Below are 16,478 nucleotides of genomic sequence, written 5' to 3' on the forward strand. Positions count from 1 at the left end.
AATTGTAAAATATTATTTCGGAATTATGACAAATAAATATTTAAATTTTATCTCAGATGAGCATCTTTTATCATGTATAGAAAATTTGCATAATTCATATTTGAAAGCCAAAGCAAATGTTAGCAAAAAGAAATTTTATTCAAATAAAATTGATACTATAAAACTCACATTTGATGCAAGTTTTAATGAGCTTGATGAAGTAACTCTAATAAAAACGGAAATAAATAGGCAGATTGATAAATCAATTAATAATTCAATTGGAACTTTTCACGAACAAATTTTAGGTGGAATTAAAGGCTTTGAAATCGGTAATTTTAGCGGTTTTGATATTAAAGCTATGGATAACACTTTATTTGCTGATATCAAGAATAAACATAACACGATGAATAGCAGTTCTGCCGAAAGTTTATTTCAAAAACTAGCCAGTTATGCCGATAATTACAAAAAAGCTGAGTGTTATTGGGTACAAATTTTGGCTAAAAATAGTTTTAACGAAAAGTGGTTTGGGGAAATCAACGGAAAAGAATATAGCCATAGCAGGGTGAATAAAATTTCTGGAGATCAATTTTACAAGTTACTTTCCGGAAGAGATAATGCTCTTTTTGAATTATATAATGTTTTACCAACAGCTATTTCTGAATACTTAAATAGTATAAAAAAAGAAGAAACTGAAAACAATTCTGCACTCGCGGAAATACAAACAAGTTCTAAAGAATCGAATAGAAGTATTTTAGATGAGATTACTTTTGAGAATTACGGCTATTATTTAGGTTTTGACAAACTTGAATAATAATCATTCAAAAATTTTACGATAGAATATCCAATCTCTTTTCCTAAGTTACATGGAACAGCATTACCTATTTGTTTATATTGTTGAGATACTGAACCCATAAACTTCCATTCGTCAGGAAACGTTTGAATTCTAGCATATTCTCTTACTGTAAAAGGTCTTGTCTCGTCAGGGTGACAACGCTCTGTTTGTTTTTGAGCAGGACTACAAGTTAGCGTTAAACTTGGTTCATCCCAACCTATACGTCTTGCCATTCCAGTTTTTCCTCCACCTAGATAAAAACTTTTTCCCATATATTCTTTCTGTAAATCTAATGGCAAATCTCTCCAATAACCTTTTGGCGGAACTAAATCTAATACTTCTTTCTTATGTTGTGGATATTTAGCACCTTCGGATTTAGGTACATTAGAATCGTATAGTTTTCCTTTTTTTAATGCATCAGATAAATTATAAATCGTCTGATATGGCTTTGGATATTCGTATTTTATATCAATATCTTTTCTAATACCGACAAGAATTATTCGCTCACGTTTTTGAGGTACTTTATAATTAATTGCTTTTAATACTTGCACAGGAACTACGTTATATCCTATCTCATCGAGAATTGAAAGCATACCTTTCAAAGTCTCTCCTTTTTCATGTGAACGTAAACCTTTTACATTTTCTCCTATACAAATTGGTGGATTAACTTCTTTTACTGTGCGTGCAAATTCATAAAACAAAGTTCCTCTTGCATCTTCTAATCCCAATCTTTTTCCTGCATAACTAAATGCTTGACATGGAAAACCTCCAGTAACAATATCAACTTCTCCATTATATTTTTCAAAATTAAAAGTTTTGATATCTCCTTCTAAAACGTTCCAATTAGGACGGTTTTCTCGCAAAGTTTGGCAAGCCCATTTATCTATTTCATTTAAAGCCGCACATTTAATTCCTGCTTTTTCCAATCCAATAGCTAAACCTCCTGCTCCTGCGAATAATTCTAATACCTTATATTCTTTTAAAGGTTTTTCTGAATTATCTATATCATCCTCAATATTATCAAATAAAGGCTTAATTAGGTTATTAATATCTTCCTTTTTGTAGATACGATAGTCACTCATTGGTTCTCTCACAGCTGGAAGTTTCCCATCTTTATCCCATCGTCGCAATGTTTCTTTACTTTTCCCTAAAATTTCAGCAGCTTCAGAAAGCGAATAATAATCTTTTATAACCATATTACACAACGTTAAACATTGGTTACAAATTTAATAAAGAATTTTCATTTAAGAAATAAAGAATTAATTATTTTTAATAGCATCAAATGTTACTATCAAGCAACCTACAAATCCAACCCTTTCAAACTCTCTACTCTATTTCTAGCTAAGAAATCATCAATAGTTTCAAAGTGTTCTATAACGCGTTTTTCTTTAAACTCAAATACTTTTTTAGAAAGGCCTTGTAGAAAATCTCTATCGTGAGAGACTAATATTAAAGTGCCATCAAAATTTTGAAGCGCTTCTTTTAATACATCTTTAGACTTTAAATCTAAGTGATTGGTTGGCTCATCTAAGATTAATAAATTAACAGGTTCTAGTAAGAGTTTTACCATCGCTAATCTGGTTTTTTCTCCACCAGATAAGACGCTTACTTTTTTATCAATATCGTCTCCTCTAAACATAAAACCACCCAAAATATTCTTTATTTGGGTACGTACATCGCCTTTCGCTACCTCATCTACCGTTTGAAAAACCGTTAAGCTCTCATCTAACAAAGCGGCTTGGTTCTGCGCAAAATAACCAACCTTCACATTGTGGCCTAAAGTACAAGTACCTTCGACATCAATTTCGCCTAAAATGGCTTTAATCATTGTAGATTTTCCTTCGCCATTTCTACCCACAAAACACACCTTCTCGCCTCTTGCAATAGACATATTAGCATCTTTAAATACCACATGCTCATCATAAGATTTTGACACATCTTTAACGGTTACCGGATAATCGCCAGAACGTTGTGTTGCCGGAAAACGTAAACGCAATGCAGACGTATCTACCTCATCTATTTCTATGCGTTCTAATTTTTCGAGCATGCGCTCACGAGATGACACTTGATTGGTTTTAGAATAGGTCCCTTTAAAACGCTCTATAAAAGCCATATTATCAGCAATAAATTTCTGCTGCTCTTGGTACGCTTTTATTTGGTGTGTGCGTCTATCTTCTCGCAATTGCAAGTAATGCGAATAGTTAGCTTTGTAATCGTAAATACGACCCATGGTTACCTCAATCGTTCTATTGGTAATATTATCAATAAAGGCTCTATCGTGAGAAATAACGAGTACAGCGTTGGCTTTATTAACCAAAAAGTCTTCTAGCCAAATGACAGATTCAATATCAATATGGTTAGTTGGCTCATCTAGTAGAATTAAATCTGGCTTTTGAAGTAAAATTTTAGCCAATTCTATTCGCATGCGCCATCCACCAGAAAATTCACTTGTTGGTCTTGTAAAATCGGCTTGCTTAAATCCTAGACCTTTCAATGCTTTTTCAACTTCAGCATCATAGTTAACATCTTCTAAAGCATAGTATTTTTCGCCTAAATCCGATACACGTTCTATGATTTTCATGTATTCATCAGATTCGTAATCTGTTCTGGTTTCTAGTTGCTTGTTGAGCGCTTCCATTTCGTCACGCATTTCAAAAACATGTGCAAATGCTTTAGAGGCTTCTTCAAAAACAGTCGTATTATCTTCAGTTAATAAGTGCTGAGGCAAATAGGCAATAACCGTATCTTTTGGAGAGCGCACATTACCACGCGTGGCATTTTGTACGCCAGCAATAATTTTCATCATGGTAGATTTTCCTGCACCATTTTTACCCATTAAAGCAATTTTATCATTCTCATTAATGGTAAAAGACACATCACTAAAAAGGGTTTGTCCACTAAATTCTACGGCTAAATTATCTACTGAAATCATCTACTTATTTTTAAAGTTGCAAAACTACTAATAAATCTTTCGATTTTTTCAACTAATATTGCAGTCTGAACGTTATTATGAGTATCATTTCAAAAGACATATCAAAAGCCATTCAACTTTTAACGGCTGAAAACATTGTTGCTATTCCAACGGAAACAGTTTATGGATTAGCAGGAAATATTTATAGCGAAAAAGCCATAAAAGCTATTTTTGAAACTAAAAAACGTCCATTTTTTAATCCACTTATTGTTCATATTCCGTCTATTGATTCGCTTTCAACTATTGTAGAATACATTCCTGAAAAGGCAAAATTGTTGGCCGAAGCCTTTTGGCCTGGACCAATAACTTTGGTGTTGAAAAAGAAAGCTATAATCCCAGATTTAATTACAGGAGGAAAAGACACCGTTGCTGTACGTGTACCAAATCATTCTACTACGTTAGAATTGTTAAGTAAATTAGATTTTCCATTGGCAGCACCAAGTGCCAATCCGTTTAGTAGCATTAGTCCAACCACAGCACAACACGTAGAATCTTATTTTAAAAACACTATTAAAATGGTTTTAGATGGTGGTGCCTGCACTAGTGGAATAGAATCAACCATTATTGGTTTTGAAAACGACGAACCCATTATATATAGATTAGGTTCTACTGCTATTGAAGCGATTGAAGCCGTTGTTGGAAATATTAAAATTAAAAACTCTGTAACTGAATCTAAAACGTTAGAAACACAAAAAACGCCTGATGCTCCTGGTATGTTAGCACGCCATTATGCACCAAAAACCAAAACGATTTTAACGGATAATATTTTAGAGGCTATTTCTCACTATCCAAATAAACGGATTGGTGTTTTAGTTTTTAAACCTGAACTAAAAATTAATGGTGTTATTACCGAAATTATCTTGTCTAAAAAAGGAGATTTAAGTGAAGCCGCTTCTAAATTATACGATGCTTTACACCAATTAGACACTCTTGATTTAGATATTATTATTGCTGAAAAATTACCTGATTTTGGTCTTGGCAAATCTATAAATGATAGATTATTACGAGCAACAAAGTAAAAACGTCAGTGTATATTTTACTTCAAAATTTTATTTTATTTTTTGTTTAAAGCCTCTAAAAATAGACCTTACATTGGGTAAGTTATAATTCCAAAACATTAATTATTTCTATTATTCTAAAATTAAGCCTTATTTTTATAGAAAAAGTAACAGAAAAAGATGAATGCGTTAAAAGTAATACTTTACTTTTCAATCTTTAAATACCCTTTAACCAAAGAGGAGGTTTTTAGGTTTTCTTCAGCTAGAAATTATCGAGAAATTGAAAATGAACTTTCAGAATTAGTTCAAAAAAAAATCATCTTTCAATTTAACCAATTCTACACGGACACCAACAACCCTACACTTGTAAAAAGACGACTTAAAGGCAATAAAATGGCAGAAGAAATTATGCCTAAAGCATTAAAACGCGCTAAACTTATTATGTCCTTTCCTTATGTAGAATCGGTTTCAATTTCTGGAGCTTTAGCCAAAAATTATTATGATGATGATGGCGATATAGATTTCTTTATTATCACCAAACCAAAAAAATTATGGATAGCGAGGACGTTTTTAATTCTATTTAAAAAAGTATTTCTACTTAACTCTAAAAAATATTTTTGCGTTAACTATTTTATAAGTTCTAATTATCTTAGAATTGATGAGCAAAATAGATTCACAGCAACAGAATTGATAACACTAAAACCTATTTATGGCAAAAGAGTTTTTAATGATTTTCTTTCTGAGAACCAATGGGCATTAGATTTATACCCTAACAAATCCATAGATAAAACTTCACTTGCAACAAATTTTAGAAAACCACTTTGGAGTAGCGTTTTAGAAATTATTTTCAATAATAAAATGGGAGAAAAATTAGATTTTGTATTTAAAAGAATAACACTCAACAAATGGAAATCTAAATTTAAAAATCTAAAGAGAAAAGAGTTTGAAGTAGCTATGAAGTCTACTAACGATGTTTCTAAACATCATCCACAAAATTTTCAAACTCATGTTATTGTATCTTTAAATGAGCGCTATAAAGATAAAAATAAAGCCTTTAACCTTAACCTAACCATGGAGCATGCTTAATGTTGTTTTTTCGCATTCATATTACTATAAATTTGACCCAAAACAGTGGAATAACAAAACCCCTTTTCCACCTTTAGGCACTTTATATGCAGCTTCTTATTTAAGAGAAAACGGCTATAATGTTGGTGTTTTTGATGCCAACCTATTAGACGACCCAAAAACCATTGAACCTTATTTAAAAAAGCAATCGCCAAACTATTTTGTTTTGTATGATGATGGTTTTAACTATCTCACAAAAATGTGCTTAACTACAATGCGCGAAGCTTCTTTTGAGATGATTAAAATCGCAAAAAAGCAAAATTGTAAAGTCGTTGTATGTAGTTCTGATTCTACGGATCATTATGAGAAATATCTTAATGCAGGAGCAGATTTTGTTATACAAGGAGAAGGTGAAATCACCTTAAAAGAACTTTTAGATGCTTTAGAAAATGACAATGACACATCTTCTATTAAGGGGCTAATTTTTAGAACTGAAGATGACATAATTAAAAATCCTAAACGACCTGTTGTACGAGATTTAGATGAGTTACCATTACCTGCTTGGGACCTAATTGACATAGACTCGTATAAAACTATTTGGAAAAGTGGAGGAAATGAATTTACGCTAAATATTGCAACAACTCGAGGTTGTCCTTTTAAATGTAATTGGTGCGCAAAACCTATTTATGGTAATCGCTATAATTCACATTCGCCAGAATACATTACAAAACACATTAAATATTTATCTGAAACCTATGGTGTGAATCGTTTTTGGATGTGTGATGATATTTTTGGTCTTAAACCTAATTGGGTTCAAAATTTTAATACATCACTTAAAAAAGAACAGCTCTCCATCTCATATTATATTCAAAGTCGTGTTGATTTATTGTTGAAAGAAGACACTATCGATGCTTTAGCAGAAAGTGGATTAGAAGAAGTTTGGGTTGGTGCAGAAAGTGGCTCACAAACTGTTTTAGATGCCATGGATAAGGATACAACTGTAGAACAAATTTATAAAGCCACACGATTATTAAAAGAAAAAAATATTAGGGTTGCTTTCTTTATTCAATTTGGCTATTTGGGCGAAACAAAAGACGATATTGCTAAAACTATTAGCATGATTAAGGAATTGGTGCCAGATAATATTGGCGTTTCTGTCTCTTATCCTTTACCTGGAACCAAATTTTATGATAAAGTAAAAGACGACTTAAAACTAAAAGCCAATTGGACAGATTCAGATGATTTAGCCATGATGTTTAAAGGTACTTTTAACACTGAGTATTACAGAAAATTGCAACGCTATGTCCATAAAGAATTTAGAAAAAGTCAAGCGTTTCAGAATTTAAGAAAAGGAATTAAAAACCCATTTAAGTTATCTAAACATCAACTGCGGTCTATCGTATTATTGGGTTATTATTTGCCTTCTGCATTTTTAGATAAATTACAACTTAAAAATATGGAATTATCTAATGGTTAGTGACTTTGATATTGCTTCTGCCGAGTATGATGCGGTGTTTACTTTTTCAAATATTGGAAAAGCACAGCGTCGCATGGTATTTAAATATCTAAATCCTATTTTAAATCAAAAAGAGAAGCTCTCTATTTTAGAACTCAACTGTGGTACAGGAGAAGATGCTATTCAATTTGCTAAATTAGGTCATAACGTATTGGCTACAGACATTTCTGAGGGCATGATTAAAGTGGCAAACGCAAAATCGCAATCGAAAAATTTAAATTTTAAAATTCAAGACATTAAATCAATCCATACAGATTCGTTTAAAAGTAAGTTTGATTTAATATTTTCAAATTTTGGTGGCTTTAACTGCTTGTCTCAATCTGAAATAAAGTCATTCTTTGAAACAGCTACACACTTACTACATCCTAATGGAAAAATAGTATTGGTCATTATGCCTAAACATTGTTTATGGGAACAGGCATACTTTTCCCTAAAAGGAAATTTTAAAAATGCAAAAAGAAGAAAAACATCGGAAAGTACAATTGCAAATGTTGATGGTGTTAATGTTGAAACCTGGTATCACAACCCAGAAGAAATTATATCAATAACAAAGTTACTATTCAAAATAGAAAAAGTAAAACCAATAGGATTATCAATTCCTCCTTCTTATCTTGAAAATTCATTTTTATCAAAACAACCATTAATTTCTGTTTTTAAAGCTATAGACAATACTATAACTAATTCTTTTTGGGCTAAATATGCAGACCATTATTTAATTGAACTGACGAAAAAATAACCAATGAGCATTGTACTAACACATGCGTATTACCTATACGAAGATGCTAAAGAGCAAGCTATTATGAAACCATATGCTCCACTTGGTTTACTATATATATCTGCATTTTTAAATGAAAACAACGTAGAAAATCATCTTTATGATTCTACGTTTTATTCTAAAGAAGAACAACTTAACTTTATAGAAGAAAAACAACCTAAGGTAGTTGCTATCTACACTAACTTAATGACTAAAATCAATGTTATTAAGTTAGTTAAAACATTAAAATCTAATTCAAAATATGGTTTTCCCAAACTAATTTTAGGCGGACCAGATATTACTTATAATTGTGAAAATTATCTCAAAACTGGTGTAGATTTTTTAATCATAGGAGAAGGCGAACAAACCACTTTAGAATTATATAGTGCTATTGCCAATAATGAAGACTTTAGCGGAATTAAAGGTATTGCTTACTTAGAAAACGGAAACGTTATAAAAACGCCTCCAAGAACTAAAATGAAAGACCTTTCAGATTTGCCCTTACCTAACAGAGCGGCTATTCCTGTAGAAAAATATTTAAGTACTTGGAAAACTCATCATGGCAAAAGCTCCATGACCATAAGCACGCAACGTGGTTGCCCTTACACTTGTAAATGGTGCAGTACTGCTGTCTACGGACAAAGTTATAGAAGACGACCAGCAGAAATGGTTGCAGCAGAAATACGTATGTTAAAAGACACATATAATCCAGATAGTATTTGGTTTGTAGATGATGTGTTTTCTGTGAGTCATAAATGGATAAGAGAATTTCATAAAGAAGTCCTTAAACAAGATGCTATTATTCCTTTTGAATGCATCACAAGAGCGGAACGTCTCAATGATGAAATTCTGCAGTTATTAAAAGAAGCTGGTTGTTTCCGTATTTGGATTGGCGCAGAAAGTGGCTCTCAAAAAATAATTGATGCTATGGATAGACGCGTAGATGTTGATGTTGTAAAATCAGCCATTCAAAAAACCAACGCTCTAGGAATGGAAACTGGCACTTTTATTATGGTTGGTTATCCTGGTGAAAACGAACAAGACATTAAAGAAACCATTAACTATTTAAAGGCTGCAAACCCAACACATTTTACTATTACTGTTGCCTACCCAATAAAAGGAACTTCTTTATACAACGAAATTGAAGATAAAATAACTGTAAAACCTAATTGGGAAACCTCTACAGATAGAGATATAGAGTTTAAAAGAACCTATTCTCGAAAATATTATGATTTTGCTGTTAGACGAATTGTAAATGAAGTGAATTTCAATAAAGAAATTTTGAAAGGAAAGGATAAAAGCACACTCAACTTTCTCAAATTAAAAACGAAATCTAAAATAGCCCAGATTGGGATGAAACTGCATAAAGGATAATGGATTTCAACAATTCACATATAAAAAATAATGTCATTTATCTCACAGAAGAGGTAACTGCCTTTTCAGACATTTACATTGCAGTTAGGGAAAAAGAACAACGGGTTCTAACCGATAAAACTGTTGCATTATTGCCATATCTAAAACGCAATGAGTGGGAATATAGAGTGAAATCCACAGAGCGTTTTATGAGTTATTTGTCTTCAAAAAAAGAAACTCTAGCTATTCTCGATGTAGGTTGTGGCAATGGTTGGTTTACAAATGTAATCGCTAAAGTTTCAGAAAAAAATGAGGTTATTGGTTTAGACGTTAATAGAGATGAATTAGAACAAGCAACACGAATATTTAAGAGAAATAATCTTCAATTCGTTTATGGAGATATTTTTGAAATCGAAAACGCTTTTAAACGACAATTCGATATTATTACACTAAACAGTTGTATTCAATATTTTTCAGAATTTCAAGCTTTGTTTTCAACTTTAAAATTGTTTTTAAAACCAGAAGGCGAAATCCATATCATTGATAGTCCGTTTTACAAAAAAGACAAAATTGCTGAGGCTAAACAAAGAACAGTATCCTATTATACAGATTTAGGATTTCCTGAAATGGCTTCAAACTATTTTCATCATTCAATTAATAACCTTCAGGAATTCGAAATACTTTATTCGAATAAAAACAAATTACTAAACAAAATTCTGAACAGAAAAGATTCCCCTTTTCCTTGGTTACGATATATAGCTAAATAATTATTAATTCAACTTGCGATACAAGTAATAGCAAAGCGTTTCATGAATAATAATTGAACTTATAATTCCATATACTCCAAAGAGCTTTCCTAAAATAAACACACCAATTACCAAAGAAAAGAGATGTACTTTTGAAATATAAAAGATAGTTTTAAATCTCTTAAATTTAAAACACAATATTTGAAAAGGTGTGCTGAGAATAATAGGTATAAATGAAACAATTGCCAACAATAAATAATATGGCATCTCTGCACTGAATTTTTGAATTATTATTGATTTAAATAAAAAGATAAAAGCCACCGAAGCTAGAATAATTATAAATGTTATTTTTTGAAAAATCGGAATGGACTTAAGAACAATAGTCTTACCATTATTTTTATGCCATGTCTCAGGTAAGACACTAAAAAATAAGTTACCAGAAATACCTCTTATCAGCATAAGCATTTTTTCTACGATAGAAATAACACCTGCTGTATAAGCTCCAAAAAACAAATGCGATAACGGAATTATAACCATTATTATTAAAGCATTTACAGATTGTATGTAAAATGGCAATCGTTCTTTCTTTAAAAATTTAAAGAGTTTTGAGACTTTAATAAACTTAAAACCAATAGACCATTTTATATATTTTAATACAACTATAGAAACAAACAATTCAGAGCAACCAATAATAAAATTAGTCCACTGACACGTTACTTTAGTAACACATAAAAAAACAATAATAAATGATAATAAACGTGTGCAAAAATTATAAATAAGTAATAGCCTATTTTTAGACATTACTATAAAATATGAACTTGGATTAAATAGTTTACCCAATAAAATCATAAATGAAAGTATAGCAACTTCTGGTAAAAAACTAATACTGAATATAGTAAGTAAAGCGACTATACTTACTACAAAAAAACGAATCTGTAACAATCTATTCCAGTATACGGATAAAATCCGTTGACTCTTTAATTTTTCAGCAACAGGAATTAATATCGTAGGGAAATTATAGTTACTTATACTCGCTACGATTGAAAACACCATTTGCCAAGACATAATAACGCCAACAGTTGCAATACTTAATCTATCAATTAACAATAGGTATAAGGCAATAGGAAATACTGAGTTAACAACTTGTACGACACTTAGTAAACTAAAACGCTTTATTAATAAATGATTTATCTCCATATATTAATCAACGTCTTTTAACTTTTTTATATGTTGAATACTCTTTTTCTTGAATAGACGAAATAATAGATTAACATTAGACCAACCTATATATTTTGGCAGCGATAACAAATATATCTGAACCGTTTTTTTGAAATTAAACGTTATAGATTCTTTTTTTATGTCTTTTTTAAATTTGCCAAAAACTCGTTGAAAAGAACCTTGAACTTCTTTTAAATTACCTATTTTATCATAATCTATAATTTGAATTAAATAGGTAATTATGAAAAAATCTAAAGTGTTCTTAAATACACTTTTTTTATAAAAGGAATTTTGATTACATCTCTCAACAATATCTAATTCTACATTGAATAAATAATATACATCTTCTATTCTTTTTTTCTCTAAAATTCGTCTTGTAATTGATGCTCTATTTGCATAATTAACCACTAATTTTTTATGAATAAAATCTACAGTTTTCGATAAAAATAAAAACTCTATTAGAAAAGGTCTGTCATCAAACCAAAGACCTTTGTTGAAACTAATTTGTTTTGCAATTTCTGTTTTAAATAGTTTTGCCCAAATTGTTTCTTGAATTTTTTCGGTGTACATTAAATGCGCTAATTCTTCTGTATATTTTATTTTTAAGAATGCCGCATTCCATTTAGTTGTTAGTTCATTGGCACCAACATCATCTACCGATTTAAAATCGCTAATAATTAAATCCGTATTCTGCTCTTGTATTTTATTGTAAAACTCAAGCATCATATGCTCAACAAGCGTATCATCTGCATCTAAAAACGTAACATATGTTCCGGTAACATTATTTAATCCCACATTTCTAGCCTCTGCATGACCTGAGTTTTCTGTAGATATTAGTTTAACATGCTTAAATTTGGGCAAAAACTTTTCTGCAATTTTTAACGATTTATCTGTTGAGCCATCATCAATTAATATAAACTCAAAGTTTTTAAATGTTTGGTTAGCGACTGAATCTAAACACCTAGACAATAAATCCTCTTCATTATAAAAAGTAGTGATTAACGATATTGGAATTTTCGCATCAGACATTAGAAATAAGTTTATACAAAGTTTTGAATGTATTAATCATTGTTTTGTTCAATTTATCCATATTCTTTGGAGGTAACCAATTCATATTAAAAAGCGAATCCGAAGCAACCAAAACACACAAAGCATTTAAACCATAAAACTGAGAAAAAGCATAAATAGCCGCACATTCCATATCTACGAGGTCAGCACCTTTTTTCGTATAAGTAGTTATTAAACTCGGAGTTTCTCTAAAAGGAGCATCTGTACTCCAACATATTGCATTTTTCCAATTAAGTTTAGTATTTAAATTCGCAAACCAATTATTTTTATTTGGAATAAAAGAATCTTCAGCACTATAAAACATAGTACAACCAACTGTAGAGTATGCCTTATTCACAATACATATTTCTCCTTCTTTAATCGTATCCTGTATTCTACCCGCAAAACCCATAAATAAAAACGCTGTAACGCCTAAGGCTCTCAATTCTTCCATTAAACTAACAATTGCAGGCGCACCATTTCCAAAACCAGTGCATATTAAAACGGAACCTGATAGTATATAATTTTTACCAGTAATACCTTTCACTCGTTTTAATAAAACCCTGTCCTTTTTACTTAGTATATTGGTTTGTGATAAAATTGCTGTTTTTGGTAAAACCTTAAAATTATACAAGTTATTTTGTTTCTTCCAATGCACAAGTTTCAAAATATCTAAAGTAGATTTTTCTTCAAAAAAAGCGTCTTCCGGAGTTATAAAATGCACGTTTGTTTTTTTATTAATCCTTAAAAGGAATTGAATTGTAAATATATAAAAGGCAATTGAACTTAGTGCTTAAATAAACACAATTGCAAACTAAGAAAATAGAATCTGACATAATTAGTTAAAGGTCTATTTCCTAAGATTATTATTAAACTGATTTTCAGAACAAAAAAACCTTAACCAACGTTTGGTAATCTCAGAGTTTATCGTAAATTTGCAAACTCTTTTTTAAGAAGAGGAATGTTTAATCTATTGTGCTTTACGGCACAATTACAAATCAAATTAGTGTGGATACATTAAGCTACAAAACAGTTTCAGCTAACAAAGCTACCGTTAACAAGGAGTGGGTTTTAGTAGACGCTGAAGGACAAACTTTAGGTCGCTTAGCTTCAAGAGTAGCAATACTTTTAAGAGGTAAGCACAAACCTAATTTTACGCCACACGTTGATTGCGGTGATAACGTAATTGTTATTAATGCTGAAAAAATCAACTTAACTGGTAACAAATGGACGGAAAAAAGTTACATCCGTCACACAGGTTATCCAGGTGGACAAAGAAGTTTGACAGCTACTGAATTATTTGGGAAAGACCCAAGTAGATTAGTGGAGAAGTCAGTAAAAGGAATGTTACCTAAAAATAAATTAGGAGCAACTCTTTTTAGAAATTTAACAGTTGTTACTGGTACAGAGCACGCTCATGCAGCTCAGAAACCAAAGACAATGACATTAAACGAAATTAACTAATGGAAGTAATTCACAAAATTGGCCGTAGAAAGACGGCTGTTGCTCGTGTGTACGTTGCTCAAGGAAGTGGCAAAATCACAGTGAACAAAAAAGACATGGCGGATTATTTTAGTACTGCAACATTGCAGTACAAAGTAAACCAACCTTTATCCTTGACTAACAATGATGGCAACTTTGATATTACTGTTAACGTATATGGAGGTGGTATCACCGGCCAGGCAGAAGCAATACGTTTAGGATTAAGTCGTGCTATGTGCGAATTAGATCCAGAAAACAGACTAGTATTAAAGCCAGAAGGTCTATTAACGAGAGACCCAAGAATGGTAGAGCGTAAGAAATTCGGTCAGAAGAAAGCGCGTAAGAAATTCCAATTCTCGAAACGTTAATATCCAAACAACACTTAATTCAGAACTTGTTTTTACGAGTTCTGAATTATTTTATTTTATTAAAACGATTCTAAGTCAATTTAGAATCAAACAGTTTAGCATCTAAATGAAGCCAACGGCATAAGCCAAATGGAACATTGCTAATTTAACAGAACGTAAACTATTACAAAATGGAAAAAGTAGAAGTAAAAGAATTACTTGAAGCAGGTGTACACTTCGGTCACCTTACACGTAAGTGGAACCCAAACATGGCTCCTTACATTTATATGGAGCGTAACGGTATCCATATTATCAACCTTTACAAAACAGCAGCAAAAATTGAAGAAACTTCTGAAGCGTTAGCTAAAATAGCAGCATCAGGAAAAAAAATCTTATTCGTTGCCACTAAAAAACAAGCTAAAGACATCGTTGCTGAAAAAGCAGGTGCTGTAAACCAACCATACATTACTGAGCGTTGGCCAGGTGGAATGTTAACAAACTTTGTTACTATTAGAAAAGCCGTAAAGAAAATGGCTGCTATTGATAGAATGAAGAAAGATGGTACATTCAACTCTTTATCTAAAAAAGAACGTTTACAAGTAGACCGTTTACGTGCAAAATTAGAAAAGAATTTAGGTTCTATTTCTGACATGACACGTTTACCAGGTGCTATATTCGTTGTTGATATTATGCGTGAGCATATTGCTATTAAAGAAGCTCAAAAATTAAATATCCCAATTTTTGCGATGGTAGATACTAACTCTGATCCTCGTGAAGTAGATTATTTAATTCCTGCTAACGATGATGCTTCTAAATCAGTAGATAAAATTTTATCTATAGTAACATCTGCAATCGCTGATGGCTTAAACGAAAGAAAAGCTGAACGTGCAGAAAAAGATGCAAAATCTCAAAAAGGAGATGCTAAAGCAGCAAAACCAGCTAAAAAAGCTGAAAAAGCTCCAGAAGCAGCTCAAGAAGAAGAATAAATAACATTTATACAATATTAAAAGTCATTTGGTTCTTTTCAGTTTGAAAATTAATTAAATGACTTTTTAAATTTTAAAAAATTATGGAAAATACTGTAAAAGTTACAGCAGCAGAAGTAAATAAGCTAAGACAAGCAACTGGTGCTGGTATGATGGACTGTAAAAAAGCTTTAGTTGAAGCTGGTGGTGATTTTGATAAAGCCATTGAAGTTTTACGTAAAAAAGGTCAAAAAGTAGCAGAAAAAAGAGCTGATAGAGATTCTTCTGAAGGTGCTGCTATCGCAAAAATAAATGCAGATAACACATCTGGTGTTGCTATTGTATTAGGATGTGAAACTGACTTTGTTGGTAAAAACGAAAACTTTGTTGCTTTAGCTAACGATTTAGCAGATATTGCGTTAAACTATGACTCAAAAGAAGCTTTTTTAGCTGCTGATTTTGGAGGAATGACTGTTGCTGATAAATTAATTGAGCAAACAGGAGTTATTGGAGAAAAGTTAGAAATCACTGCTTTTGAAAAATTAGATGCACCATTCGTAGGACAATATGTTCATATTAATAAAATTGCTGCATTAGTTGGTTTATCTGCTAAGGTGAATAACGTTGAAACTTTAGTAAAAGATGTGGCGATGCAAGTTGCTTCAATGGGAGCAACAACTCTTTCTTACAAAGATTTTGATCCAGCATTTGTTGCTTCAGAAACTGAAGCTCGTATTGCTGTAATTGAAAAAGATAATATAGAATTAGGTCGTTTAGGTAAAACTTTAAAAAATGTACCTAGCTATATTTCTATGGCGCAATTAACTCCTGAAGTTATTGCTGCTGCAGAAGAAGCTGCAAAAGCAGAGTTAAAAGCTGAAGGAAAGCCAGAACAAATTTGGGACAGAATTTTACCTGGTAAAATGGAACGTTTTATTTCTGACAACACAACGTTAGATCAAGAAAAATGTTTATTAGACCAAAAGTTTATTAAAGACGAAAAGCAAACTGTTGCTGATTACGTTAAAACTTATGGTGATGTTGCTGTAACAGGATTTAAGCGTGCAACTGTAGGGTAATTAATAGTTCTTAACTAACTTATAATACTTAAAAAGGCTTCTCAAAATTGAGAAGCCTTTTTTATTGCGTTTTTTTCACTTTTACAGATGCTAATAATTGCTTAGATTTGCTCAACTTTTAATCAA

Annotated in this window: 16 protein-coding genes; 11 read left to right on the forward strand and 5 right to left on the reverse strand. The window is 31.5% G+C overall.

Annotation, left to right across the window (positions count from 1 at the left end; translation table 11 throughout):
* Positions 1–25: 25 nt before the first annotated feature.
* The gene (locus tag HNV10_RS13725; protein WP_173301969.1) at positions 26–790 is read left to right on the forward strand and encodes an Eco47II family restriction endonuclease; all 765 of its coding nucleotides are present in this window, start codon (positions 26–28) and stop codon (positions 788–790) included.
* On the opposite strand, the gene dcm is transcribed toward HNV10_RS13725, so the two are convergent.
* Positions 763–2,007, reverse strand: a complete 1,245-nt coding sequence (dcm, locus tag HNV10_RS13730; RefSeq protein WP_173301970.1) for a DNA (cytosine-5-)-methyltransferase — start codon at positions 2,005–2,007, stop codon at positions 763–765. The genes HNV10_RS13725 and dcm overlap by 28 nt on opposite strands.
* A gap of 104 nt (positions 2,008–2,111) precedes the next feature.
* A complete protein-coding gene (locus HNV10_RS13735; RefSeq protein WP_173301971.1) occupies positions 2,112–3,743 on the reverse strand; it encodes an ABC-F family ATP-binding cassette domain-containing protein in 1,632 nt (543 codons plus the stop codon).
* Between the two features lie 77 nt (positions 3,744–3,820).
* On the opposite strand from HNV10_RS13735, the gene HNV10_RS13740 reads away from it, so the two are divergent.
* The 6 genes from HNV10_RS13740 to HNV10_RS13765 all read left to right on the forward strand — a co-directional run bounded on the left by HNV10_RS13740 (position 3,821) and on the right by HNV10_RS13765 (position 10,235).
* Positions 3,821–4,801 (forward strand): L-threonylcarbamoyladenylate synthase, encoded by a 981-nt coding sequence (locus HNV10_RS13740; protein WP_173301972.1) that lies wholly within the window; start codon positions 3,821–3,823, stop codon positions 4,799–4,801.
* Between the two features lie 159 nt (positions 4,802–4,960).
* Entirely contained in the window at positions 4,961–5,866 is a 906-nt protein-coding gene (locus HNV10_RS13745; protein ID WP_173301973.1) for a nucleotidyltransferase domain-containing protein, read from the forward strand.
* Positions 5,859–7,322: a B12-binding domain-containing radical SAM protein gene (locus HNV10_RS13750; protein ID WP_173301974.1), complete on the forward strand. Its 1,464-nt coding sequence runs from the start codon at positions 5,859–5,861 to the stop codon at positions 7,320–7,322. Before HNV10_RS13745 ends, HNV10_RS13750 begins: the two co-directional genes overlap by 8 nt.
* Positions 7,315–8,097 carry a class I SAM-dependent methyltransferase gene (locus HNV10_RS13755; protein ID WP_173301975.1) on the forward strand — a complete coding sequence of 261 codons (783 nt, stop codon included), beginning with the start codon at positions 7,315–7,317 and terminating at the stop codon, positions 8,095–8,097. The genes HNV10_RS13750 and HNV10_RS13755 overlap by 8 nt, the downstream gene beginning before the upstream one ends.
* 3 nt (positions 8,098–8,100) lie before the next feature.
* A complete protein-coding gene (locus HNV10_RS13760) occupies positions 8,101–9,489 on the forward strand; it encodes a B12-binding domain-containing radical SAM protein (RefSeq protein ID WP_173301976.1) in 1,389 nt (462 codons plus the stop codon).
* The gene (locus HNV10_RS13765) at positions 9,489–10,235 is read left to right on the forward strand and encodes a class I SAM-dependent methyltransferase (RefSeq protein ID WP_173301977.1); all 747 of its coding nucleotides are present in this window, start codon (positions 9,489–9,491) and stop codon (positions 10,233–10,235) included. The genes HNV10_RS13760 and HNV10_RS13765 overlap by 1 nt, the downstream gene beginning before the upstream one ends.
* 3 nt (positions 10,236–10,238) lie before the next feature.
* Here HNV10_RS13765 and HNV10_RS13770 read toward each other — a convergent pair whose 3' ends face one another.
* The 3 genes from HNV10_RS13770 to HNV10_RS17240 are packed head-to-tail and all read right to left on the reverse strand — an operon-like array spanning position 10,239 to position 13,203.
* Positions 10,239–11,411, reverse strand: coding sequence for a polysaccharide biosynthesis protein (locus HNV10_RS13770; protein WP_173301978.1), 1,173 nt, complete (start codon positions 11,409–11,411; stop codon positions 10,239–10,241).
* Between the two features lie 3 nt (positions 11,412–11,414).
* On the reverse strand, positions 11,415–12,461 hold the full coding sequence (locus tag HNV10_RS13775) for a glycosyltransferase family 2 protein (RefSeq protein ID WP_173301979.1): 1,047 nt from the start codon (positions 12,459–12,461) through the stop codon (positions 11,415–11,417).
* Positions 12,454–13,203 (reverse strand): phosphorylase family protein, encoded by a 750-nt coding sequence (locus HNV10_RS17240; protein ID WP_173301980.1) that lies wholly within the window; start codon positions 13,201–13,203, stop codon positions 12,454–12,456. Before HNV10_RS17240 ends, HNV10_RS13775 begins: the two co-directional genes overlap by 8 nt.
* 284 nt (positions 13,204–13,487) lie before the next feature.
* On the opposite strand from HNV10_RS17240, the gene rplM reads away from it, so the two are divergent.
* The 4 genes from rplM to tsf all read left to right on the forward strand — a co-directional run bounded on the left by rplM (position 13,488) and on the right by tsf (position 16,352).
* Complete coding sequence (gene rplM / locus HNV10_RS13785; RefSeq protein ID WP_173301981.1) at positions 13,488–13,943, forward strand: 50S ribosomal protein L13; 456 nt, start codon at positions 13,488–13,490, stop codon at positions 13,941–13,943.
* Positions 13,943–14,329, forward strand: coding sequence for a 30S ribosomal protein S9 (rpsI, locus tag HNV10_RS13790; RefSeq protein ID WP_173301982.1), 387 nt, complete (start codon positions 13,943–13,945; stop codon positions 14,327–14,329). Before rplM ends, rpsI begins: the two co-directional genes overlap by 1 nt.
* 170 nt (positions 14,330–14,499) lie before the next feature.
* Entirely contained in the window at positions 14,500–15,294 is a 795-nt protein-coding gene (rpsB, locus tag HNV10_RS13795; RefSeq protein ID WP_173301983.1) for a 30S ribosomal protein S2, read from the forward strand.
* Between the two features lie 83 nt (positions 15,295–15,377).
* Positions 15,378–16,352, forward strand: coding sequence for a translation elongation factor Ts (gene tsf, locus HNV10_RS13800; protein WP_173301984.1), 975 nt, complete (start codon positions 15,378–15,380; stop codon positions 16,350–16,352).
* Positions 16,353–16,478: the final 126 nt, after the last annotated feature.

Source organism: Winogradskyella litoriviva (assembly GCF_013249065.1).
In the GTDB taxonomy this organism is placed as follows: Bacteria; Bacteroidota; Bacteroidia; order Flavobacteriales; family Flavobacteriaceae; genus Winogradskyella; species Winogradskyella litoriviva.

Excerpts from the sequence above, each read along its gene's own strand:
- HNV10_RS13725 (WP_173301969.1), top strand. The coding sequence starts at position 26 with ATGACAAATAAATATTTAAATTTTATCTCAGATGAGCATCTTTTATCA.
- dcm (WP_173301970.1), bottom strand. The coding sequence starts at position 2,007 with ATGGTTATAAAAGATTATTATTCGCTTTCTGAAGCTGCTGAAATTTTA.
- HNV10_RS13735 (WP_173301971.1), bottom strand. The coding sequence starts at position 3,743 with ATGATTTCAGTAGATAATTTAGCCGTAGAATTTAGTGGACAAACCCTT.
- HNV10_RS13740 (WP_173301972.1), top strand. The coding sequence starts at position 3,821 with ATGAGTATCATTTCAAAAGACATATCAAAAGCCATTCAACTTTTAACG.
- HNV10_RS13745 (WP_173301973.1), top strand. The coding sequence starts at position 4,961 with ATGAATGCGTTAAAAGTAATACTTTACTTTTCAATCTTTAAATACCCT.
- HNV10_RS13750 (WP_173301974.1), top strand. The coding sequence starts at position 5,859 with ATGCTTAATGTTGTTTTTTCGCATTCATATTACTATAAATTTGACCCA.
- HNV10_RS13755 (WP_173301975.1), top strand. The coding sequence starts at position 7,315 with ATGGTTAGTGACTTTGATATTGCTTCTGCCGAGTATGATGCGGTGTTT.
- HNV10_RS13760 (WP_173301976.1), top strand. The coding sequence starts at position 8,101 with ATGAGCATTGTACTAACACATGCGTATTACCTATACGAAGATGCTAAA.
- HNV10_RS13765 (WP_173301977.1), top strand. The coding sequence starts at position 9,489 with ATGGATTTCAACAATTCACATATAAAAAATAATGTCATTTATCTCACA.
- HNV10_RS13770 (WP_173301978.1), bottom strand. The coding sequence starts at position 11,411 with ATGGAGATAAATCATTTATTAATAAAGCGTTTTAGTTTACTAAGTGTC.
- HNV10_RS13775 (WP_173301979.1), bottom strand. The coding sequence starts at position 12,461 with ATGTCTGATGCGAAAATTCCAATATCGTTAATCACTACTTTTTATAAT.
- rpsI (WP_173301982.1), top strand. The coding sequence starts at position 13,943 with ATGGAAGTAATTCACAAAATTGGCCGTAGAAAGACGGCTGTTGCTCGT.
- rpsB (WP_173301983.1), top strand. The coding sequence starts at position 14,500 with ATGGAAAAAGTAGAAGTAAAAGAATTACTTGAAGCAGGTGTACACTTC.
- tsf (WP_173301984.1), top strand. The coding sequence starts at position 15,378 with ATGGAAAATACTGTAAAAGTTACAGCAGCAGAAGTAAATAAGCTAAGA.